General features: G+C 61.8%; 22 protein-coding genes, 4 tRNA genes and 1 pseudogene. 3 read left to right on the top strand and 24 right to left on the bottom strand.

All coding sequences use genetic code 11. The features are described from left to right. The 11 genes and pseudogenes from A2J03_RS30050 to A2J03_RS18355 all read right to left on the bottom strand — a co-directional run. Positions 1-214, bottom strand: a pseudogene (locus A2J03_RS30050) (MCE family protein); the annotation flags it as partial. After that, complete coding sequence (locus tag A2J03_RS18400; protein ID WP_068376692.1) at positions 211-1071, bottom strand: MlaE family ABC transporter permease; 861 nt, start codon at positions 1069-1071, stop codon at positions 211-213. The gene A2J03_RS18400 and the pseudogene A2J03_RS30050, both read right to left, overlap by 4 nt. A 6-nt stretch (positions 1072-1077) precedes the next feature. Then, positions 1078-1872 (bottom strand): MlaE family ABC transporter permease, encoded by a 795-nt coding sequence (locus tag A2J03_RS18395; RefSeq protein ID WP_068376689.1) that lies wholly within the window; start codon positions 1870-1872, stop codon positions 1078-1080. Between the two features lie 5 nt (positions 1873-1877). Next, positions 1878-3086, bottom strand: a complete 1209-nt coding sequence (locus A2J03_RS18390; RefSeq protein WP_231912594.1) for an ABC transporter ATP-binding protein — start codon at positions 3084-3086, stop codon at positions 1878-1880. Positions 3087-3400: 314 nt separating this feature from the next. Then, the gene (gene rplL, locus A2J03_RS18385) at positions 3401-3787 is read right to left on the bottom strand and encodes a 50S ribosomal protein L7/L12 (protein WP_032380460.1); all 387 of its coding nucleotides are present in this window, start codon (positions 3785-3787) and stop codon (positions 3401-3403) included. A gap of 83 nt (positions 3788-3870) precedes the next feature. Next, positions 3871-4455, bottom strand: coding sequence for a 50S ribosomal protein L10 (gene rplJ / locus A2J03_RS18380; RefSeq protein ID WP_068376682.1), 585 nt, complete (start codon positions 4453-4455; stop codon positions 3871-3873). A gap of 389 nt (positions 4456-4844) precedes the next feature. Then, a complete protein-coding gene (locus A2J03_RS18375) occupies positions 4845-7109 on the bottom strand; it encodes an MMPL family transporter (protein WP_068376679.1) in 2265 nt (754 codons plus the stop codon). Next, positions 7106-8278 (bottom strand): GNAT family N-acetyltransferase, encoded by a 1173-nt coding sequence (locus A2J03_RS18370; RefSeq protein ID WP_068376676.1) that lies wholly within the window; start codon positions 8276-8278, stop codon positions 7106-7108. The genes A2J03_RS18375 and A2J03_RS18370 overlap by 4 nt, the downstream gene beginning before the upstream one ends. Continuing rightward, positions 8275-9018, bottom strand: a complete 744-nt coding sequence (locus A2J03_RS18365; protein ID WP_068376674.1) for a phosphatidylserine decarboxylase — start codon at positions 9016-9018, stop codon at positions 8275-8277. Before A2J03_RS18365 ends, A2J03_RS18370 begins: the two co-directional genes overlap by 4 nt. After that, positions 9015-9212, bottom strand: coding sequence for a serine/threonine protein phosphatase (locus A2J03_RS18360; protein WP_068376671.1), 198 nt, complete (start codon positions 9210-9212; stop codon positions 9015-9017). The genes A2J03_RS18365 and A2J03_RS18360 overlap by 4 nt, the downstream gene beginning before the upstream one ends. A 1-nt stretch (position 9213) precedes the next feature. Beyond that, on the bottom strand, positions 9214-10452 hold the full coding sequence (locus A2J03_RS18355) for an SDR family oxidoreductase (protein WP_068376668.1): 1239 nt from the start codon (positions 10450-10452) through the stop codon (positions 9214-9216). Positions 10453-10702: 250 nt separating this feature from the next. Here A2J03_RS18355 and A2J03_RS18350 point away from each other — a divergent pair, with 250 nt between their 5' ends. Next, the gene (locus tag A2J03_RS18350) at positions 10703-12649 is read left to right on the top strand and encodes a CocE/NonD family hydrolase (RefSeq protein ID WP_068376719.1); all 1947 of its coding nucleotides are present in this window, start codon (positions 10703-10705) and stop codon (positions 12647-12649) included. A gap of 9 nt (positions 12650-12658) precedes the next feature. Then, positions 12659-13561: an alpha/beta fold hydrolase gene (locus tag A2J03_RS18345; RefSeq protein WP_068376660.1), complete on the top strand. Its 903-nt coding sequence runs from the start codon at positions 12659-12661 to the stop codon at positions 13559-13561. 163 nt (positions 13562-13724) lie between these two features. Here the strand turns inward: A2J03_RS18345 and rplA are convergent, their stop codons facing one another. From rplA to A2J03_RS18290, 11 genes are all read right to left on the bottom strand, one after another. Beyond that, entirely contained in the window at positions 13725-14441 is a 717-nt protein-coding gene (gene rplA, locus A2J03_RS18340; protein WP_068376657.1) for a 50S ribosomal protein L1, read from the bottom strand. A 78-nt stretch (positions 14442-14519) separates the two neighbouring features. Continuing rightward, positions 14520-14954, bottom strand: coding sequence for a 50S ribosomal protein L11 (gene rplK / locus A2J03_RS18335; protein ID WP_068376655.1), 435 nt, complete (start codon positions 14952-14954; stop codon positions 14520-14522). A gap of 63 nt (positions 14955-15017) precedes the next feature. Next, positions 15018-15872: a transcription termination/antitermination protein NusG gene (gene nusG / locus A2J03_RS18330; protein WP_068376716.1), complete on the bottom strand. Its 855-nt coding sequence runs from the start codon at positions 15870-15872 to the stop codon at positions 15018-15020. A gap of 67 nt (positions 15873-15939) precedes the next feature. Beyond that, a complete protein-coding gene (secE, locus tag A2J03_RS18325; RefSeq protein WP_068376652.1) occupies positions 15940-16404 on the bottom strand; it encodes a preprotein translocase subunit SecE in 465 nt (154 codons plus the stop codon). A gap of 69 nt (positions 16405-16473) precedes the next feature. Beyond that, a tRNA-Trp gene (locus A2J03_RS18320) sits at positions 16474-16546 on the bottom strand. Positions 16547-16744: 198 nt separating this feature from the next. Then, a complete protein-coding gene (hadB, locus tag A2J03_RS18315; RefSeq protein WP_068376649.1) occupies positions 16745-17170 on the bottom strand; it encodes a (3R)-hydroxyacyl-ACP dehydratase subunit HadB in 426 nt (141 codons plus the stop codon). Then, positions 17157-17642 carry a (3R)-hydroxyacyl-ACP dehydratase subunit HadA gene (gene hadA / locus A2J03_RS18310; protein ID WP_231912597.1) on the bottom strand — a complete coding sequence of 162 codons (486 nt, stop codon included), beginning with the start codon at positions 17640-17642 and terminating at the stop codon, positions 17157-17159. The genes hadB and hadA overlap by 14 nt, the downstream gene beginning before the upstream one ends. Before the next feature lie 170 nt (positions 17643-17812). After that, positions 17813-17980 (bottom strand): 50S ribosomal protein L33, encoded by a 168-nt coding sequence (gene rpmG, locus A2J03_RS18305; protein WP_068376643.1) that lies wholly within the window; start codon positions 17978-17980, stop codon positions 17813-17815. Positions 17981-18040: 60 nt separating this feature from the next. Beyond that, positions 18041-18113 (bottom strand) — tRNA-Met (locus A2J03_RS18300). Positions 18114-18194: 81 nt separating this feature from the next. Continuing rightward, positions 18195-18267 (bottom strand) — tRNA-Thr (locus A2J03_RS18295). A gap of 187 nt (positions 18268-18454) precedes the next feature. Further along, positions 18455-18537, bottom strand: a tRNA-Tyr gene (locus tag A2J03_RS18290). A 151-nt stretch (positions 18538-18688) separates the two neighbouring features. On the opposite strand from A2J03_RS18290, the gene A2J03_RS18285 reads away from it, so the two are divergent. Then, the gene (locus A2J03_RS18285; protein ID WP_068376640.1) at positions 18689-19189 is read left to right on the top strand and encodes a YajQ family cyclic di-GMP-binding protein; all 501 of its coding nucleotides are present in this window, start codon (positions 18689-18691) and stop codon (positions 19187-19189) included. Positions 19190-19293: 104 nt separating this feature from the next. On the opposite strand, the gene htpX is transcribed toward A2J03_RS18285, so the two are convergent. Both htpX and A2J03_RS18275 read right to left on the bottom strand, forming a co-directional pair. Continuing rightward, positions 19294-20154: a zinc metalloprotease HtpX gene (htpX, locus tag A2J03_RS18280; RefSeq protein WP_068376637.1), complete on the bottom strand. Its 861-nt coding sequence runs from the start codon at positions 20152-20154 to the stop codon at positions 19294-19296. An 86-nt stretch (positions 20155-20240) separates the two neighbouring features. Next, positions 20241-21260 carry a polyprenyl synthetase family protein gene (locus A2J03_RS18275; protein ID WP_068376634.1) on the bottom strand — a complete coding sequence of 340 codons (1020 nt, stop codon included), beginning with the start codon at positions 21258-21260 and terminating at the stop codon, positions 20241-20243. Between the last annotated feature and the right edge of the window lie 143 nt (positions 21261-21403).

Raw genomic sequence — 21403 nt, 5'->3', positions numbered from 1 at the left:
CGGACCTGACCTCGCCCACGATCAGACCGCGCACTTTCACATCGGCGTTCGACGGCAACGCATTTCCGACGGAATCGGTCACCAGATCGATACTGACGACCTTCTTGAACGTCTTGTTGTACGAGGTGATCGACCATCCTAGGAAGAGAATGAGCACCAGGAAGAACGCAAGACCCAACAGGAGTCGCCTCAAGCGCGACGGCGAGTCGATCATCCGGCAACCCTCACTGTGGTGGTGGTTCCCCAGATAGCGAGACTGAGGAAGAAGTCCAGAACAGCAACCGTCACGATAGCGGTCCGCACGGCCCGGCCCACTGCGACACCGACACCCGCCGGTCCGCCCGAAGCGTGGAAGCCGTAGTAGCAGTGGATCATGATCAACACGAACGCGAAGATCAACACCTTGAGGAACGAGTAGAGAACGTCCTCCGGTGGCAAGAAGAGATTGAAGTAGTGGTCGTACGATCCGCCCGACTGACCGTTGAAGATCGTACTGATTCCGCGTGACGCGATGTACGACGCGAGCAGACCCACGATGTACAGCGGAATCACCGCCACGAATCCGGCGATCATGCGCGTCGTCACCAGGAACGGCACGCTGGGTACGGCCATGACCTCGAGCGCGTCGATCTCCTCGGAGATACGCATGGCGCCGAGCTGTGCCGTGAATCCTGCTCCGACCGTCGCGGACAAGGCGAGACCGGCCACGACGGGCGCGATCTCACGAGTGTTGACGTAAGCGGACAGGAAGCCTGTCAATACGGAACTTCCGAGCTGCTCCAGCGCCGCGTAACCCTGCAGGCCGACGACGACACCCGTGGCGCCGGACATCATGACGATGACACCGATGGTTCCACCGATGACGGCCAGCGCTCCCGTGCCGAAAGTGACCTCGGCGAGCAGGCGCAGAACTTCCTTCTTGTAGTGAACCAGCGTGCGCGGGATCCACCCGATGGCGCGCGCATAAAACGACATCTGCTCGCCCGCTTTGTCCAACACGGTGAGCGGCGCGCCCGCGATTCGCTTCGCGCGCATGAGAGTACGGTCGCCACGACCTTTGGCGATGGTCATTGCGGGTCAGCTTCCCTTCGCCGGCACGACCTGGAGGTACACCAGGGTAAGAATGAGATTGGCGAAGAACAGCAGCAGGAAGGTGATGACCACCGTCTGATTCACTGCTTCACCGACGCCCTTGGGTCCCGGGTTGGGGTTCAGTCCCTTGTAGCAGGCGATGATTCCGGCGATGAGGCCGAAGATGGCTGCCTTGAATTCCGCCACGTACAGATCCGGCAGCTGCGCGAGAGCCGAGAACGAGGAGAGATAGGCGCCGGGTGTGCCGCCCTGAAGGATCACGTTGAAGAAGTAGCCGCCCGCAATGCCGACCACGGACACAAGTCCGTTGAGCAGCAGCGCGACGAGAATCATCGCGAGGACACGCGGGACGACGAGGCGATGCACCGGATCGATGCCGAGCACCTTCATCGCGTCGATCTCTTCTCGGATGGTCCGCGATCCGAGGTCGGCGGTGACTGCGGACCCAGCGGCACCGGCGATCAGCAGCGCAGTCACGATCGGACTGCCCTGCTGGATGACGGCGAGCACGCTGGCTGCGCCGGTGAACGACTCGGCACCGAGCTGCTTGATCAACGAGCCGGTCTGCAACGAGACCACCGCGCCGAACGGGATAGCCACCAGAGCCGTCGGCAAAATCGTGACGCTCGCGATGAACCACGCCTGTTCGATGAATTCACGGAACTGGAAGGGCCGCCTGAACGTATTGCGTGCAACCTCCACCAGTAGTTCGACGATGTTTCCGGCTTGCGTGAGTGCTGCGCCCGCCGGAGCTAGAGCGGACTTCTTCGATCCCCCCATAGTTCTTACTGTCCCCGCCCCTGCGCAGGGCCGCGGCCCTGATCGTTGTGTCCGGTCTCGTAACCCGAGTTGTCGTAGCCGGCGTTGTCGTAGCCCGAGTTGTCGTAGCCCGAGTTGTCGTAGCCGGGGCTGTAGCCGGGGGTGTCACGACCGGAAGTGTCGTAGCCCGCGTTGTCGTGGCCGGAGTTGTCGTAGGTCTGGCTGCCCGCGTACGCCGGTGTCTGCTGACCTGGGTCCGTCGTGTCGAGGCTTTCCTGAATGGCTACCTGGGCGCTGTGCGGCAGAGTGTGAATGATCTGACGAACCCGTTCCTGACGGCGCCCCACCGCCTGCCGAACCGGAGTCCCCGGCGTCGCTTTCATCTGCGGCACAATACCTTCGACATCATCGACACCACCAGCATGGTGACCGGCGTCGACGAGCGCCTGCTCGTGCGCCATCTGCGCCTCGTCCTTCTCCTCCGACATACCGATCGGCCCGATCATCGTCCCGTTCAGGAACTGCTTCACTACTGGCTCATCGGAAGTCAACAACACCTCACGCGGACCGAACATCACCAGCTGACGACGGAACAACATACCGATGTTGTCCGGCACCGTACGAGCCAGATTGATGTTGTGCGACACGATCAGAATGGTCGCATCGATCTCGGCATTGATATCGATCAACGTCTGCGAGATGTACGTCGTACGCACCGGATCGAGACCCGAGTCCGGCTCGTCCACCAGGATGATCTCCGGATCGAGAACGAGCGCCCGAGCGAGGCCGGCACGCTTACGCATACCACCCGAGATCTCACCGGGCAGCTTGTCCTCGGCACCGATCAGACCCGTCAGCTCGAGCTTCTCCATCACGATCGCCCGAATGTCGGACTCGGACTTCTTGGTGTGCTCACGCAGCGGGAACGCGACGTTGTCATACAGATTCATCGAACCGAACAGCGCACCGTCCTGAAACAGCACACCGAACAACTTGCGGATCTCGTAGAGCTCACGCGAGGAGCACTGCAGGATGTCCGTTCCGTCGACGAAGATCTTGCCCTCTTCCGGACGCAGCAGTCCGATCAGCGACTTCAAGAACACGGACTTACCCGTGCCCGAGGGGCCGAGGAGTGCACTGACTTCGCCGGACGGCAACGTCAAAGAGACGTCCTGCCAAATCTTCTGGACCCCGAAAGACTTGGTCAATCCCTCGACCGAAACCTCGACTCCCACGCTGACCTCCACAGTTCGTACACATCAACCCGGTTGTGGGTTGGGTCACTCTATCGCACACGAGTGTCCGCTCCGACACAGGATCTTACTGCCCAGTAATAACTTCTCCGAGTCGGGCCGTGATCCTGGTGACAGTGTGACCTATATCACGACGACACGCGTACGACTCGCCCGATTTGTGAGATGACCCAATATCTGCCGACTGTGAAGTCACACAGAACCGGACCGGTTGAACGGGACCCTTATATGCACATGACACAACGAAGGGCCACCCCCGAGTGGGGATGGCCCTTCGTAAGAGAATTCCGGCAGAACTACTTGACGGAGATCTTGGCGCCAGCTGCTTCCAGCTTCTCCTTGGCAGCCTCGGCTGCATCCTTGGCGACCTTCTCCAGGATTGCCTTCGGAGCACTCTCGACGAGGTCCTTGGCTTCCTTCAGGCCGAGGCCGGAGACGACCTCACGAACGACCTTGATGACCTGGATCTTCTTGTCGCCGGCCGACTCGAGGACGACGTCGAACTCGTCCTGCTCTTCGGCAGCCTCAGCCGGAGCACCGGCTGCGCCTGCGGCTGCAACTGCGACGGGGGCAGCTGCGGTGACCTCGAAGGTCTCCTCGAATGCCTTCACGAACTCGCTGAGCTCGAGGAGGGTGAGCTCCTTGAACTGGTCGAGCAATTCTTCGGTGCTGAGCTTCGCCATGGTGGCGGTCCTTCCTGTAAGTACTCCAGTCGCTGATCCGCGACCAAAAGTGTTTCGGGTGGAGCTGTTCGCTTGTGTGCGGATCAGCTTTCGGCGGGAGCTTCTGCTTCAGCCGGTGCTTCGGCAGCGGGTGCCTCTGCGGCAGCCGGAGCTTCTGCGGCCTTCTTGTCTGCCAATGCCTGGGCCAGACGTGCAATCTGCGACGCGGGAGCGTTGAACAGACCTGCAGCCTTCGACAAGTTGCCCTTCATGGCACCTGCGAGCTTTGCAAGCAAGATTTCGCGGGACTCGAGGTCCGCGATCTTGTTGATCTCGTCCACGGTCAGCGTTGCGCCGTCCATGTAGCCGCCCTTGACGACCAAGGCCTTGTTGTCCTTAGCGAAAGCCTTGATGGCCTTCGCAGCGTCGACCGGTTCGCCCTTGATGAATGCAATGGCGGTCGGTCCGACGAACAACTCGTCCAGCCCGGTGATGCCGGCTTCGGCAGCAGCGCGCTTGACCAGGGTGTTCTTGGCGACGGAGTAGGTGGCACTCTCGCCGAGCGCACGCCGGAGCTGAGTCAGACCGGATACCGACAGTCCACGGTATTCCGTGACGACGGCAGCCGTCGAACCCTTGAACTGTTCGGTGATCTCGGAAACTGCCGAGACTTTTTCGGGCTTTGCCATACTTCGCCTCCTCTCGTGGGAAGTAATGTCGATCGCGAGAGGGTCCTTCGGAAACGAAGAACGCCCCGGCGCAAGAAGCACACGGGGCGTAGACAGGCGGACGGTGACGGATTCGAAAACCCACTACCATCGAACAGGTCCCTTACCTCGTCCTCCTGCGTGGGCCGTCCGAGTCGCCTCGAACCTTCAACCGCACATCCGTCGTGAAAGTCCTGAAAAAGGACCGACCTTCGAAAACGCGGTGACCAACGGTCTTGGGTAGAACTTGATTGGGCGGATCCGAGCTGGCCACCCGCGCAAGCGGAACCTGGTTCGAAGCCGTCGCCCAGACTACAACAGCCCTGACCGCATCTGCAAAACGAGTCAGGTAAGACGCTGACGCTCGCGAGCTAACGCGAGGCGGTCTCCTTCTCCAGGACAGAGTTCATGCTCGACTCGATGCGCGAGCCCGGCCACCAATTGCGAGCACCGAACAGTTTCATCATCGCGGGTACCAACATCATTCTCACCAGGACCGCATCGAAGAGCACGGCGACGGCGAGTGCAAACCCGAATTGCTGCAGTTCCAACACGTTCGCAGTGAGGAAGCTGGCAAACACGGCAATCATGATCGCGGCGGCGGCTGTGATGGGCCTGGCCGTGTGCTCGATTCCATCGGCGATGGCAGCGTCGTTGTCGCCTGTCTTGGAGAAGACCTCGCGCATTCGGCCGATGAGAAATACCTCGTAGTCCATCGACAGACCGAACACCACAGCGAACACCGTCACCGGTAGGTACACCTGGATGTAGCCGGAGCTCTCGAATCCGAGAATCTCCGACGCCCAGCCCCACTGGAACACCGCAACGGTCAGGCCCAGGGCTGCGCCGGTGACGAGGACATTCATCGCCACTGCTTTGACCGGAATCACCAGAGAACGAAACACGAACGCCAAGTAGACGAACGAGAATGTCAACACGGCGAGGACAACCCACAGCAATATACTCGAGATCTCCTGCGACGCATCCGCGGCGAGCGCCGTGGTTCCTCCGACCGACACACTCGTACCGTCTGCGTCACCCGCCATCACTGCCTGCGCTCGCACTTCCCCGACGAGGTCCGATGCGGCAGTGGAGTCGATAGGAACCGAGGGCACCACGATGAGCATCGAACGCCCGTCACTCTGCTGAGCCAGTGCATAGGCAACACGGTCGTCGGCGCGGACTCGCGCAGCGAAGTCCTCGACTGTGCCGAGTTGGCTCGGCGTCAGCTGCTGGTCGTCCGCGCCGGTGAACACCACGGTGAGCGGAGAGATCGTGCCGGGAGCGAACTTCTCGGTCAAGACGGCGTTCGCCCGTCCACTCGGCTCCGCACTCAGGGCGTTGGTGCCGAGATCGACGCCGTACTGGATCGAGCCGATCGGAACCATGCAGGCGACCAGAACGAGAGTGGCCAAAGCTGTATACCGCCATGCCCGCTTCATGACGTGGCGGGCCCATCGCGACCACCACGTGCCACCGGTTGCCCCCTCTGCCATGACGGTTGCCGGACGGAGTCGCTTCGGGATGGGGAGCGTATCGACCGACGGTCCGAGTATCGCGAGAATTGCAGGCAGTAGCGTCCACGCCACGATCACGACGCACGTGACCGTCAGGGCTACCACCAGTGAGATGCTGCGTACCGCAGGAACTTCGACGATGGTCAACGCACCGAGAGCGATCAGCACCACCAGACCCGAGATGACGATCGTGTGGCCGGCTGTGCCCATCGCCGCCCCGACCGCCCGGTCGATGGGCGCTCGGTCACGCCGCGACGTCACCCCCGCGCGCGCGAGCTCTTCGCGAAAGCGGCTGACGATGAACAGCGAGTAGTCGATTCCGAGCCCGAGCCCGATCATCGATGCGACGGTGGTGACCAACACGTCGAACGTCATCACGTTCGAGAGCAACGAGAACACTCCGAACGCCGCCAGCAGACCGACCCCCGTGGACACCAGCGGGATGATCCCGGCAACGACCGAACCGAGCGCGAGAATCAGCACCACGAATGCGATCGGCAGGCCGATGCTTTCGGCACGGAGGGCGTCGTCGGATTCGACTCGAGTGAGATCGACGGTCATCGGCGAGTAACCGGTGATCGCCACGTCGATTCCGTCTTGTGACGCCAACGACAGCAAGTCCTGCAATCGCTCCGCGACGGCCACTCGATCACGCGCGTCACCCGTGACACCGACCAGAGCCACTGCCGACGTCCGATCTTCGGAAATCTGTGGAACGAAACCTGCCGACTCGTACGGATCGACTACCCGTACCACGTCGGGCGACTGCCGAAGTGACGAGACCACCTCGGTTACCCGATCGCGAAAGTTGCTGTCCTGCACGGTCACCGACTCCGACTCCGACTCCGACGAGAACGTGACGACCACTTGTTCGGAACCGAACGACGCGAAGTGACGCTCGACCAATTCGTCGGCGCGGCTCGAATCGGTTCCTGGAACGGAGAAGTTGACACCGACGAGGCCGTTCTGCAACGACGGGTACATCAATGCGGATGCAAGGGCCAACAGCACCCATACCGCTGCCACGATCCATCGCTGGCGGGCGATCAGCCGGCCCCACCGATCACCGATCCTTGCCGAGCCGGTGTCCGGGCTCCCGATGTCGGTCGTATCGATCATCTTGTTGCTCTCACGATTTCGGTGAGGTCACGTCGGTAGATCCGATAGACGCGATGCGGCGACTGCTCCACACGAGTGAGCAGCGACCCTTTCATCCACGGACTGTCGTCGAGCACAGGTGCCGCTTCCACTCGCGTGTATCCACGATCCTTCATCCGCTGCGACATTTCCATGATCAATAGCGACGCCACCGCGCGGTCGGGACAATCCGGATCGACGAAGAGCATGTCCACGCGCACCCCGTCGACCACATCTCGACGTCGACGCTTCACATGCCACAGCGTCACGAGGTCACGCATCCATCTCGACGAATACCGAGAGGCCCGCAGCGCCGCGGTGTTCGCGTCCGGAATGGCCATCAGGAACCCGACGGGTTTGCCGTCCAATTCGGCCAGCAGGGTGAGCTTTCGATCGAGGATGGGAAGCATCATCTTCAGCAACTCGAGAAACTCGGCGTACGACAGCGGCGAGAATCCCCAGAAGTTCGTGAATGTGCGGTTGTACAGAGTCTGCACGATACGCGCGTCACTACGCAGGTTCCGATACTTCATCGTGCGAAAAGTGACTTCCGAACGCGCCTTCACCTTCTCGAATATCTGCAGGTGGCGCTTGTACTCGGGACGTTTGTAGAGCATGTACGGGTCGTCGAACAGGTAACTGTAGAAGTCCTTGACGCCGACCAACCCCCACTTCTCGAAATGCTCCGCGTAATAGAGCGGGTTATGCGGCATACCGACCAGTGGCAGCTTGGGAGCCTCGTCGACGACAATGCCCGCGCTGTAGAACATCGATGGACTGAACGGCCCGGACATCGATGTCAGACCTCGGTCCGCGAGCCACCCGGATGCCGCGTCCAACAGCGCGTTCGCTACGTCCTGATCGTCGATCGCTTCGTAGAATCCGAAGAATCCGATGGACTCGTCGGTGTATTCGGTGAAGCTCAGGTCATGTATGGCGACCACGCGACCGACCGGTACGTCACCGTCGCGCGCAACGAACGCCCTGATGGCACGTGTAGCGGCAACGACGGCCGGCGGCTTCGTCAACACGCGATCGATGTCCATCGATTCGTCTGGCAGACCGTAGGGATCGGATCGGTAGATCTCCGTCGAGACCGAGCGAAACTCCGACCATTGCGCCGGTGTGGTGACTTCTCTGACTGTGATCATCGTTCCTCTTCGGGGGGTGAGATTTCGTCGACAGAGATCGGTGACCTCGCCACCACCGTGTGTCCCGCCAAGACATACTGCCCTGGCACCGCTTCGATTTCGGTGACGAGTTCGTCGGGCAGGAAGACATCGCACTGCGAACCGAAGCGGATCATTCCGTACTGCTCGCCACGGGAAACCACGTCACCGACGTCGACGTGTGCGACGATCCTGTCGACCCACAGGTCGGCAATCTGGGTCACGGTGACCACCGCTCCCGACACATGTTCGATAGCGATGGTCAGTCGCTCGTTGGTGAACAAGTAGTCACAACCGTCGTCGTACGGGGTATGTCTGGTGATGAAGTTGGCGCCGACGCGTGCCATCGATCGATTGACCGGGGCCGCAGATCGGTGTTGTCGCAACGAGATCGTTCCCGAAATGGGAATTCGGTTGCGGTGAACGGAGTACTCGGTCATGTAGATTCCCACCAGGTATCCGCTCGCCGTGCTGCTCACACTGGTGAACTCCTCGAGAGGAATGGTCCGCCCCTTCTTCACCGCGTGCGGAATGTCGCCCTTTTCGATCCGCTTCACGTACGTGACGAGTCCGTCGGCGGGCGCAACGATCGACTTCGTATCGGCAGGTGGCGACCTGTCCGGATCTCGAAAGAAGAAGCGAAGACGCCAGTACAGAAAGAGCCCGAAGAATCCTAGAAGGGCAGCGGCCGAACCGACCGCGCCTCTGCCTACTGCGTTCATGAGTAGCGCTGTTCGTCGACGGCCTCGGACCAGCTGACGAATGCATTCGTCAGCTGGTGGCGGAGCGGACGAGGGCACAGACCGATCACTCCGCATACCGCGTAGAAGCCGAGGGAAAGAACAGCATTGACGGACTCGGCCCGGACGTCGATGTCGCGCAATCGAACCGACGATGGTTCATGTCTCTCGATCACGTCATTCCACGGCTACGGGAGTAAGAGTCTTCAGCTCTGCCTTTCTGAAGTACAGCTCGAAGAGCTTTCGGTGATCACACCAGGAACTGTCGTGATCGACAGGGAATATCGCTTCCGGCTTGTGCACCAACCTCATCAGCTTGTCGATGTTGTCGGCCAGCATCGTCTCGGCGAACTTGGGCGAGATCCGCACGCTCACCCGGTCGACGAACTCCTCCCAGCTGACGAGATCGAGACCGAGCAATTCGGCGTACAGGTCGTGGCCGTACCCCGTGGTGTTGCTCGGGAGCAGGCGGGCCAGAGGATGACTGTGGAGTGCGTTGCCTGCCATCACGTCGCAGATCACGTCCACCGGTACGTAATTCATGCCAGGACCGTCCCAGATCGCGCCGCATGCGATAGCGACCTCGACGATACGCCAAAAGCTGTACGCCCGACCGGGATCGAGACCGAGTTCGGTACTCCCGAGGATGTACGGCGCCTCGCAGAGCGTCACAGAATAGGTATCGGATACGGACAACCAACCGAGAAGTGCCGCGTTCACCCACTTCATCTGCGCATAGCCGGAGTACCACCAGGAGTCGGGTCGACGAAAGTCATCCGGCCTCTGATAGAGGTGCCCGCCGATGCTCCCGACATAGGTGAGGTGCTTGCGTGCAGAAACGACGGTGAACTCGAGAATGCGCAGAACACTGATGAACCAGTCTTCACGCAGCTCTACGTAGCTTTCGGTGTAGTCGGTCGAACTGGCACAGTTGAACACCTGTCCGACGTCCGCGGCCAACTCGAAGTAGCGTTGCTTGTCCAGACCGAACCGAAACTTCGTCGGAGTGCCTTCGACGATGCGAATCTTGTGCGCGTCGACCTCGATCGAATACATGTCGAAGGTGCGCTGCAATCGCTCTTCGGCAGTCTCCTCCTCGGTGGGACGGACAACGGCCCACACCGTCTCGACCCGCGAGTCCCGGGTCAATCGCCCGATCAGGTGAGCGCCGAGAAATCCGTTGGCGCCGAACACCATTGCGGTGTCGGTACGAGGTGGGGGCATCTCGGCCACGCGGCGACGCGTCTGCTCGTCGATGTACGGGCGCAGTGCGGTCGGGTCACCGTTGCTGAGCGCAACGATGTCCGCGTATTTCCCGTCGAAGCGCAACCCTGGACATTCCGAGGTGATCAATGCGTCCGCATGCGGCCACTTGGGCCTGAGAGAACCGTCCCCGAGTAGTTCGTCGAAGTACACTTGGCCTCCACACAGTTGGACTTCCGGTGATGGAAGCAACGGAATGGTAAGCACCGAGAAAACGCTCCCGATTCCTTTCCTTCGATGTTTATGACTACTGATACATCCACCGGCGAACGGATGGGGATCTTCACAATTTCGACGGCTGCCGGGCTCGGACCGACGCGACGCAAAGTGGACAAAGCATCGAATTCGGGCGCGGCACAACAAAAAGGTGACACCAACCGATCAGAGAGGTTCAATCGGACTCATGACGGCAGCGCAGCCACACCCACTCTTGCAACCGGGTCGTGATCCGAGCGGCGGTGACGCGGCGCTGACGTGGAGCAGAATCGCCAAAGAAGAGCCGCGCTACCCGAAGGTCTCGGTCTCGGCCGACGTCCGGATCCCGATGAGCGACGGCGTCGTACTCCGCGCCTACGTCTTTCGGCCGGCCGATGCGTCGGGGCGCGCCGTCGCGGGCGACTTTCCCACCGTCCTCACCCTCACCCCGTACAACAAGTTGCTGATCAAGGGCATCGACACTGTCCTCAATGCACCCGTCTTCGGCCCGCTGATCCGCTCGGTGTCGCGACGATTCGATCTCACCGGCACCCCGTTCGACGGCATCACCGGGATCACTCGGGTTGTCGCGGGCGGAGCCGCGGATGTCTCCACGGTCAACAGGCATCTGGTCCGGAGCGGCTACGTGCACGTGATCGTCGACGTCCGAGGAACCGGATCGTCCACCGGCGCGTGGGACGTTCTCGGTGCACGGGAGCAGGAGGATTCGCTGGAGACCATCGACTGGGTCGGCGCACAGTCGTGGTGCAACGGGCGCATCGGAATGGCGGGCATCTCGTACTCGGCAATCAATGCGCTTCAGGCCGCCGCGAAACGCCCCGCTGGACTGCAGGCCGTGTTCGCAGTCGAAGGATCGGTCGACATGTTCCGCGAAATCTTCGCGACAGGTGGGGCACCGTCGCTGTTCATCCCGCTGTGGCTGGCGACCGTCAACGGGCTCAAATGGGTGCCGTCCGTCCGCGACCTCGATGTCGCCACGTGGTTGCGCGATCGGCTCTCCTCACCCGCGACCGATCTCCTCGACCTCGCCAGGGGTTTCGTCACGGGCGGCGATCGAAGGATCTACGACGACCCCTACTTCGACACGATCGATGCGAACATCGAGGACATCGAAGCCCCGACCTTCGTCTACGGATGCTGGCACGACATTTTCGGAGGCGCGGCACCTGATATCTACAACCGCCTCTCGCTCGAGCGAGGGCACAAGCAACTCCTCGTCGGCGACGGCTACCACGCCAATCCAGGGATCGGATTCGGAGAACCTCGCTTTCCCCCGCGGCTGGACGTGCTGGAGCGCGCGTGGTTCGACCGATGGCTGCGAGACGAGGACAACGGTATCGAGAAGTACGGTCCCGTCACCCTCCGGCAGCAAGGTGGTGGCTGGACGGCGCACGGGAGGTTTCCTGCGCCACATGCCGAGCCGAGGCGGTTGTACTTGTCCGCTGCAGCGTCCGGGAGCGCACCGCAAGCGGTGGCCGACGGAAGTCTGCACGCCGACGCCCGCCCGTCCGCCGGAACGATGTCCGTCCGACCGAACCTGCGGTCGGCGATCTCACGGGACACCACACAGGTTCTCGCCGGTCTGACGGCCGTACTCGGCGGCGGATTCACCTACGACAACCGGTTCGCCGAGAAAAGTGCACTCACCTTCACAACTGGAATTGCCCACGCGGACACCGTGATCTCGGGGCCGATGAACCTCCACTTGCGTGTGGTGTGCCACGCACCTGAGGCGCTCTGGGCGATCATGGTGTGCGATGTCGACCCGAGCGGCCGATCGACGGTTCTGACCAACGGCGCGCTCCTCGCCTCCCGCCGTGCCGTCGACGACGAGCTCTCACTGTTCGCACCGAACGGCGACTACACCCGGCCCCACCACCCGTTGACCGAGGGCACATTGCTGCCGGTGCCGGTCGGTGAGGCCATCGAGCTCGACATCGACCTGCTCACCACGGAGGCCAGAATCGAGACCGGGCATCGGCTTCGCGTCGACGTCTTCGCAACCGACGCCCCGCGTTTCATGCCGATCTTGCCCGACCTCCTCCGCACACGGGCCCGAGCACAGGATTTGGTGATCGACGCCGAGAGACCCAGCTTTCTCGTCGTCCCCTTACTCGGTGAGCCAGGCTGGTAGAGAGGACACATGCAGTCGCGTACCGGCTTCGCGCCGTCGAACGATATCGAGATCGCCTACGAGGACATGGGCAACCCCGACGATCCCGTCGTGTTGATGATCATGGGTCTGAGTGCCCAGATGACGCTGTGGCCGACCGAGTTCTGCGAACGTATCGTCGAACAGGGCTTTCGGGTCATTCGGTTCGACAACCGTGACATCGGCCTGTCGACCAAGATGGACGGTCAACGCATCGAAGGATCTGCTCTGCTGCGACTCCTCCGCACCCAGCTCGGTGCGTCGAGCAGAGTCCCGTACACGCTGCAAGACATGGCCCTCGATGCGAAGGGCCTCCTCGACTACCTCGAGATCCAGCACGTCCACGTCGTCGGCGCATCCATGGGTGGAATGATTGCTCAGGTATTCGCTGGGCTGTACCCCGATCGGGTACTCAGCACCGGCATCATCTTCTCCAGCACCAACGAAGCCTTCCTACCACCACCGGATCCCCGCGCGCTTCTCCCCCTGATGAAGGGTCCCGGCCCGGGCGCAACCCGCGAGCAGATCATCGCGCATTCGGCCAACACCCGGCGCATCATCGGCAGTCCGGCCTACCCGACGCCGATGGACGAACTCCTCGTCACCGCAGGCGAAATGTACGACCGCAATTACAATCCTGCCGGAGCACTACGACATATGGCTGCCGTGACCGGGACTGGAAGCCTTCGCCGGATCGCGGCGGAAATCGCGTCACCGACCGTCGTGATCCACGGTCGCGCAGACCGACTCATGCGTCCGAGCGGCGGCAAAGCCATCTCCCGGGCCGTGAAAGGGTCGTCACTCCACCTCATCGGCGGTATGGGCCACGATCTGCCTCGGCCGTTGTGGGACGAGATCCTCGGTGAGCTGGGGGCGAACTTCGGGCGGGTGTGAGCTGGCCGCGTCGGGTCCGCAGGGACCGACTGTCTGTTTCAGTCACTCAGAGTGTGCGAATGTCTGTTTCGGTCACCAAACCACCCGCCAAACCCCGCCCCGCCCAAACACGAACAAGGCCGGCACCCCGAGGGGATGCCGGCCTTGTGGAGTTCGAGCAGACTCAGCTCTCGTCGAGCTCGAGCAGGTTGCGCGTACGAGTCGGATCGACGGGGATTCCCGGTCCGGTCGTGGTCGAGACGACGATCTTCTTGACGTAGCGGCCCTTCGCGGAGGACGGCTTGACGCGAAGGATCTCGTCGAGTGCAGCGCCGTAGTTCTCCACCAGCTTGGTGTCGTCGAACGACGCCTTGCCGATGACGAAGTGCAGGTTGGCCTGCTTGTCGACGCGGAAGTTGATCTTTCCGCCCTTGATGTCGTTGACAGCCTTGGTCACGTCGTTGGTGACCGTGCCCGTCTTCGGGTTCGGCATCAGGCCACGCGGTCCGAGGACGCGGGCGATGCGGCCTACCTTGGCCATCTGATCGGGGGTGGCGATCGCAGCGTCGAAGTCCAGGAATCCGCCCTGGATGCGCTCGATCAGATCCTCTGCGCCGACGACGTCGGCTCCTGCTGCCTCTGCTTCAGCAGCCTTCTCACCAGCGGCGAAAACAATAACCCGAGCGGTCTTGCCGGTGCCGTGGGGAAGGTTGACGGTGCCACGCACCATCTGGTCGGCCTTACGAGGGTCGACGCCGAGACGAACGGCTACCTCGACGGTCGCGTCGAACTTGCTCGACGCGGTTTCCCGGGCCAACTTTGCTGCCTGGAGCGGCGAGTACAGGTTGTCTGCATTCACCTTTGCGGCCTGCTCGAGGTAGGCCTTGCTGCGCTTTGCCATGTCTTACTGTCCTTTGTTTCGAGTTCAGTGTGGTTGACGGGCCTGGCCGGCCCTCCCACGTTGTCGCAAAAGGCTGAATCAGCCTTCGACGGTGATGCCCATCGACCGAGCAGTGCCGGCGATGATCTTCGCGGCCTGATCGATGTCGTTGGCGTTGAGGTCTTCTGCCTTGGTCTTGGCGATCTCGCGCACCTGTTCCATGGTCACCTTGGCAACCTTGGTCTTGTGTGGCTCGCCGGAGCCCTTTGCGACGCCAGCAGCCTTGAGCAGCAGCTTGGCGGCGGGAGGAGTCTTCAGCTTGAAGTCGAACGTGCGGTCTTCGTAGACCGAGATGTCGACCGGCACGACGTTTCCGCGCTGCGACTCGGTCGCTGCGTTGTACGCCTTGCAGAACTCCATGATGTTGACGCCGTGCTGGCCCAGTGCGGGGCCGACGGGAGGAGCGGGGTTTGCCGCTCCAGCCTGGATCTGAAGCTTGATGATCCCGGCTAGCTTCTTCTTCTTCGGGGGCATTTCTTTTTCCTTGTATTCGCTCGGGTTTCTTGCGGTTACTACTGCAAGTGTGTGCGGCTCGCGCTAGATCTTGGCGACCTGCGTGAAGCCGAGTTCGACCGGAGTCTCGCGGCCGAAGATCGAGACCAGCACCTTGAGCTTCTGCTGCTCGGCGTTGACCTCGCTGATGCTGGCCGGGAGGGTCGCGAAGGGGCCATCCATGACGGTGACCGACTCGCCGACCTCGAAATCGACCTCGATGGTCGGCTTCGACGTGCTCTCGGTTGCGCTGCCGTCCGCTGCGCCTCCGGCCTTCGCGTCCTTCTTCTGACCCTGCTGAGGCATCAGGAACTTGACGACCTCGTTGATCGTCAGCGGCGACGGACGCGACGTGGCACCGACGAAACCGGTGACGCCGGGAGTGTTGCGGACCGCTCCCCAGGACTCGTCGTTCAGTTCCATTCGGACCAGGATGTAGCCGGGAAGTACCTTGCGGTTGACCTGCTTGCGCTGGCCGTTCTTGAGCTCGGTGACCTCTTCGGTCGGAACTTCGACCTGGAAGATGTAGTCGCCGACGTCGAGGTTCTGAACACGGGTCTCGAGGTTTGCCTTCACCTTGTTCTCGTATCCGGCGTACGAGTGGATGACGTACCAGTCACCGGGGGCGCGGCGAAGCGCGGCCTTCATCTCGGCGACGGGATCCTCGGGCTCGGCTGAGATGTCCGCGGTCTCGTCGACGGCGACATCGTCGCCCTCGGCCGTGACATCGCCGCCTTCGGCGGGGACATCCTCACCTGTGGCCGCGGCGACATCGGCCTTGATAGCCTCGTCGGTCTCGCGGTCCTGAGCCGCCTGCTCCGCTTCGAGGCCCTGTTTGGTCGCCTCGACATCGGCGTCGAATGCGGCCACTTCGGTGGCGTCGTTGTGCGGCGTGCTCACAGCAGGCACCCTTTCTGTCGTTTCGTGCATGTCGTAAAGATCATCGAACGTATCCGAGCGCGCAGCGTCAGCCGAACACCCATTCGATCCCTTGAGTGAACGCCAGGTCCATACCGCTGATGTACGCGACCATGAACGTCACGAATACGAGCACGACGCTGGTATAGGTGACCATCTGCTTGCGGTTGGGCCAGATGACCTTGCGCAACTCCGCGATGACCTCGCGAAGGAACTGAATCAGCCGCTTGAACACATTCGGACGCTTGGGTTCGCGGGACTTCTCGGCGCGGGTTGCGACCGACGTCCTCGCTGTTGCCGACTTGGAGACCGACACCTTCTCGGTCGGTTCACCTGCGGTGCGTGAGCGACGGGCAGTCCGCTTTCCGGACGGCCTGGCTGCGGCGGCCGGCGATGCGCCGGCTGAGTCCGACTTGCCGGAAGAGCTCTCGGTCGACGACGCATCAGGCGTCGACGAGTCGGGCGCCGACAAGTCCTCGGACTGGTCGTCGCGCTTACCGCGCTCCTCGGTCACCCGTCGTTCCTCTCAGTAGCTGACACCGTCGCTACCCTCACCGACATCGCGATGAGGGAGCCACATGGGCAGGGGCGACAGGACTTGAACCTGCAACCTACGGTTTTGGAGACCGTTGCTCTACCAATTGAGCTACGCCCCTTCGGCTCCGTCCGCCATCGGACGAAGTCGTTCTGGAATCGAACCATGCTCGATCGACGCGAACGCCGTCTCACATGACGTACGCGCTACCTTCGGCCTTCGAACCAGCACCTCGGCAGCGCGCAGCGCTGAACAACCCCAGAAATCTCAGTGTACTGCACGGGCTGTGGAACTTAGAAATCCGATCCCACGCGGTCGATCAAGCAAGGCGGACTGTCGCGGTCGCTCGACCGAAGATCTTCTTGCCTTCGGACTTCGCGGTGATAGCGATGACCGCCGACTTCGAATCGGGATCGACCGATTTCACCTTGCCGGTGTATTCGACAGATGCCGCCGAATCGGCGGGCACATAGACGGAGCTGGTGAATCGCACGTTGTACTCGGTGACAGCACCGGGATCACCCAGCCAGGATGTGACGAAACCGGCGCCGAGCCCCATCGTCAACATTCCGTGGGCGATGACATTGTCGAGCCCGGCGAGCTTGACGACTTCGTCGCTCCAGTGAATCGGGTTGGGATCACCTGACACGCCCGCGTAGTTGACCAGATCGCCGCGAGTGAGTTTGACGATGCGCTCAGGCAGCTCGTCGCCGACCGCGACATCCGCGAAACTACGAAGCGCCATGCATGATCACATCCTTGACTGCGTGGGCTATGTTCTCGTCTACTTCGCCACCGGTCCGGGCGACAAGGGTGGTCCACGTCGTCTGAACCAATTCGTCGTTCTGATCGGTCACGATGTTCTTGGTAGTGATGATGTCACTACCACTCATCTGACGGAACGATTCGAGGTAGACCTCGCACGACAGTTCGTCACCGACCGAAATGGCCTTGTGGAACTGCAGTCGCTGGTCGGTCTGCAAAATTTGGCTGGGATCGTAGCCGGAGATGAACTCCTTGAACATCCGAGATTGCGCGATGATGCCGACCAGAGAAATGAACGTTAGTGGCGCAAGAAGGCCGTCGTATCCGAGGCTCTTGGCGGCAGCCTCGTCGTGGTGAGCCGGATGCCAGTCCTGGACAGCACGGGCGTACTCGCGCACCTTCTCGCGACCGACCTCGTACGGGTGCTCGACGCGATAGTGGTGTCCCACCATCGCCGCCGCGTGCGCCGCCGGATCTTGAACCTCTGGATCCTGCACTGACTCAGTCACGCTGTTAAGTGAACCTTTTCTACCCAGGACGCAAGTGCGGTTAGGGCACGAAAAGTAAGCCTAACGCGTGGCGTCGACTCCGAACGAAGACCAGCAGCCGAGAAGGCTCGCGACTAGCGAGACTCGCGGTGCGAACGATGCGTACCGCAGTTCGAGCAGAACTTCTTCAGCTCGAGGCGGTCGGGATCGTTGCGACGGTTCTTCTTCGTGATGTAGTTACGGTGCTTGCAAACCTCGCAGGCCAAGGTGATCTTGGGCCGCACATCGGTGGAGGAGGCCACTGGATGCCTACTTTCGGGTAAATCTGATCCGGTTAATCAGGACTGTGCAATCTTCTTGTGTAGCGGTGACCGGACTTGAACCGGCGACGCAACGATTATGAGTCGTTTGCTCTACCAACTGAGCTACACCGCCTCAGGTGCTCACCACTACATCATCTCACTGCCGAGGATTTCCCCGGCGATGAGGGTGTCTGGCGAACCATCCAATCCAGCGAGCCCCCTAACGGAATCGAACCGTTGACCTTTTCCTTACCATGGAAACGCTCTACCGACTGAGCTAAGGGGGCGTTGCGACTGCGGATCTGTTCGTTCCGCATGTTGCACTCCTGACGCATGAACAAGTCGTGCGCCGAAGCCTTCAAGAGGTTACACAGTCCGAGCACCGAGTACCAAATTGCATGCTCAGCGACCTTCGTGCGTTCTCTCTTAACAGTAGAAACCCCAGCGAGAATCATCTCGCTGGGGCGCTACGGGTGGCAGATGTAGGATTCGAACCTACGTAGGCATAAGCCGACGGATTTACAGTCCGCTCCCATTGGCCGCTCGGGCAATCTGCCTGGATGCACCGAAAAGTTTCACTCTCCGACGCGGAGAGAAGAATACAACGAACGTGCCCCTCCAACGCAAACCGGGTGGATAGCGGGGGTGCGGACGGGCTAACGTCGGGGCCGACGACCGACACAGACGATTCGACTTCAGGAGTTGCACGTGGCTGATTCTTCCTTCGACGTAGTGAGCAAAGTTGACCGCCAGGAGGTGGACAACGCTCTCGGACAAGCTGCGAAGGAGCTGGCGACCCGGTTCGATTTCCGCGGGTCCGGCACCGTGATCGAGTGGTCCGGCAGCGGAGACGCAGAGGTGATCACGATCACCTCGGAAAGCGAAGAGAAGGTCAAGGCCGCGCTCGACGTCTTCAAGGAGAAGCTGATCCGCCGCGACGTGTCGCTGAAGGCCTTCGAGACTAACGATCCCGCAGCGTCGGGCAAGGTCTACAAGGTGACGGGCAAGTTGGTGCAGGGCATCTCCACCGAGAACGCCAAGAAGCTCACCAAGAAAATCCGCGATGAGGGCCCGAAGGGCGTCAAGGCGCAAATTCAGGGTGACGAGCTTCGCATCAGCAGCAAGAAGCGCGACGATCTCCAGGCCGTTCAGCAGCTCCTCAAGTCCGAGGACTTCGGTCTCGCGCTGCAGTTCGTCAACTACCGGTAGAACTCGGGGGGCTCCGCCCCAGTGGCGCGGTCAAGTGCCCTGGCGTGCACTCAACCGCGCCACTGCGGCGGAGCCGCATCAGGTGCATACCCGGCGGAGGCCGCCTACTCCCCGCGCGCCATCCGTTCGAGCCGGGCAATCCGTTCCGCCATCGGTGGGTGGGTGGAGAACAGCCTGCTGGCCTTCTCCCCCACTCGGAACGGGTTGGCGATCATCAGATGCGACTCCGCGGCGATGCGTGGCTCCGGAGGCAGCGGGGCCGCCTGCACGCCCCGCTCCAACTTGCGCAGCGCCGACGCCAGAGCGAGCGGATCCCCGGTGAGCTCGGCTCCCGATTGATCGGCCTGATACTCACGCGACCGCGAGATCGCCAGCTTGACGACGGTGGCCGCGATGGGCCCGAGGAGTGCGACCAGCAGTAGCGCTATCGGATTCGCACCGTTGTTGCCTCGTCCGCCGAACATCGACGCGAACATTGCAAAGTTCGCGAGGCCCGAAATGACGGCTGCCATCGCGCCCGCCACCGAGGAGATGAGGATGTCGCGGTTGTAGACGTGCGACAGTTCGTGACCGAGCACTGCGCGGAGTTCCCGCTCGTCGAGGATCTGCAGGATGCCGGTGGTGCAGCACACGGCGGCGTTGCGCGGATTCCGGCCGGTGGCGAACGCATTGGGATTGTTGGTCGGGCTGATGTACAGCGACGGCATGGGCTGATGTGCCGTGGTCGCCAGCTCGCGCACGATCCTGTACATGACCGGCGCCTGTACCTCGGTGACCGGCTGAGCGTGCATCGACCGCAGCGCCAGCTTGGCACTGTTGAAGTACACGTATCCGTTGACTCCGACCGCGAGCGCAACGGACAGCAGGAGAATGGTCGAGCTGTTGAACAGTGAGCCGATGAAGACGATGAGCGCCGACATTCCCACCAGTAGGCCGAATGTCTTTGCGCCGTTCGCGTAACTCATTGGTCGCCTCTTCCGAAGAAAACTCGTTCTCTCTCGAAAGATAGAACGACCGCGAGAGCAGACAAGGTTCCCGGACCCGTCCGAGCTCAGCCGACGCGCTCGACCGTGTAGTTCACCAATCGTCCGAGGGCGTCGTTGGCCTCACCCTGCGGAAGGGTGGCCAGCTCTGCGTGTGCCTTCGCGGCGAAGTCACCGAGCGTTGCCTTGGCCTTCGCCATTCCCGGCGAACGCCCGAGCAGCTCGAGGGCTTCGGCGACTGCGGCATCCTCGGTGACCGGGCCGTCGAGAAGAACGCGCAGGCGGTCCCCGTCCGGGCCGTCCTCGGTGAGTGCGTACAGAACAGGAAGCGTGTGGACACCTTCACGAAGGTCGGTCCCTGGTGTCTTACCCGACTGCTCGGATGCCGACGAGATGTCGATGATGTCGTCGGAGATCTGGAAGGCCGTTCCGACTGCATCGCCGAGACGCTCCAGCGAGGCGACATGGTCGATACTGCCGCCGGAGAACGTCCCGCCGAACCGGCCGCACGCCGCAATCAGTGACCCGGTCTTCTCCCACACGACCCGCAGGTAGTGCGCGATGGGGTCCTCGTCCGCCTTGACACCGATGGTCTCACGCATCTGTCCGGTGACCAGTTCGGCGAACGTCTCGGCGATGATGCGGACGGCTTCGGGACCGAGCGTCGACACCAGCCGCGACGCGTGTGCGAAGAGGTAGTCACCGGCGAGGATCGCGATGCTGTTTCCCCAGCGCGAGTTGGCGGACTCCGCACCTCGACGCATCGACGCCTCGTCCATGACGTCATCGTGATACAGCGTCGCAAGGTGAACCAACTCGACGACGGTCGCCGCTGTGACGATGGACTCGTCGGTCGGGTTGGGGCCGAGCTGTGCGGTCAGAACGGTGAACAGCGGGCGGAAGCGTTTGCCTCCTGCCTTCGCGAGGTGCAGTGCGGCTTCGGTGAGGAAGTCCTCCCCGTCGGACAGCTCGGCGATCATGAGCTTCTCGACGCTCGAAAGCCCAGCGGCGACGGTTCGTGCAAGCTCCGGATCGACGAGATCCACCCCGGCAACGACCGTCGATCCGGTCGTGTCGTCTGTGCTCACGATTGTTCGTCCTGTCCTCTTCGTGTTCAGCGGTTCGCTGTTTCTCTCGCGACGTACCCCGCCTATACCGTAGTGAACCTCGAGTACGGCAGCGCCGGAAGGTGCCGTAGACCACGCCCCTGGCGTGTGGGGTGCCCCTGATG

This window comes from Rhodococcus sp. EPR-157 (assembly GCF_001647195.1).
GTDB lineage: Bacteria > Actinomycetota > Actinomycetes > Mycobacteriales > Mycobacteriaceae > Rhodococcoides.
This window is presented reverse-complemented; position numbering and strand designations above follow the sequence as displayed.

Excerpts from the sequence above, each read along its gene's own strand:
- A2J03_RS18400 (WP_068376692.1), bottom strand. The coding sequence starts at position 1,071 with ATGACCATCGCCAAAGGTCGTGGCGACCGTACTCTCATGCGCGCGAAG.
- A2J03_RS18395 (WP_068376689.1), bottom strand. The coding sequence starts at position 1,872 with ATGGGGGGATCGAAGAAGTCCGCTCTAGCTCCGGCGGGCGCAGCACTC.
- rplL (WP_032380460.1), bottom strand. The coding sequence starts at position 3,787 with ATGGCGAAGCTCAGCACCGAAGAATTGCTCGACCAGTTCAAGGAGCTC.
- rplJ (WP_068376682.1), bottom strand. The coding sequence starts at position 4,455 with ATGGCAAAGCCCGAAAAAGTCTCGGCAGTTTCCGAGATCACCGAACAG.
- A2J03_RS18375 (WP_068376679.1), bottom strand. The coding sequence starts at position 7,109 with ATGATCGATACGACCGACATCGGGAGCCCGGACACCGGCTCGGCAAGG.
- A2J03_RS18370 (WP_068376676.1), bottom strand. The coding sequence starts at position 8,278 with ATGATCACAGTCAGAGAAGTCACCACACCGGCGCAATGGTCGGAGTTT.
- A2J03_RS18365 (WP_068376674.1), bottom strand. The coding sequence starts at position 9,018 with ATGAACGCAGTAGGCAGAGGCGCGGTCGGTTCGGCCGCTGCCCTTCTA.
- A2J03_RS18350 (WP_068376719.1), top strand. The coding sequence starts at position 10,703 with ATGACGGCAGCGCAGCCACACCCACTCTTGCAACCGGGTCGTGATCCG.
- A2J03_RS18345 (WP_068376660.1), top strand. The coding sequence starts at position 12,659 with ATGCAGTCGCGTACCGGCTTCGCGCCGTCGAACGATATCGAGATCGCC.
- rplA (WP_068376657.1), bottom strand. The coding sequence starts at position 14,441 with ATGGCAAAGCGCAGCAAGGCCTACCTCGAGCAGGCCGCAAAGGTGAAT.
- rplK (WP_068376655.1), bottom strand. The coding sequence starts at position 14,954 with ATGCCCCCGAAGAAGAAGAAGCTAGCCGGGATCATCAAGCTTCAGATC.
- hadB (WP_068376649.1), bottom strand. The coding sequence starts at position 17,170 with ATGGCGCTTCGTAGTTTCGCGGATGTCGCGGTCGGCGACGAGCTGCCT.
- hadA (WP_231912597.1), bottom strand. The coding sequence starts at position 17,642 with ATGGTGGGACACCACTATCGCGTCGAGCACCCGTACGAGGTCGGTCGC.
- htpX (WP_068376637.1), bottom strand. The coding sequence starts at position 20,154 with ATGAGTTACGCGAACGGCGCAAAGACATTCGGCCTACTGGTGGGAATG.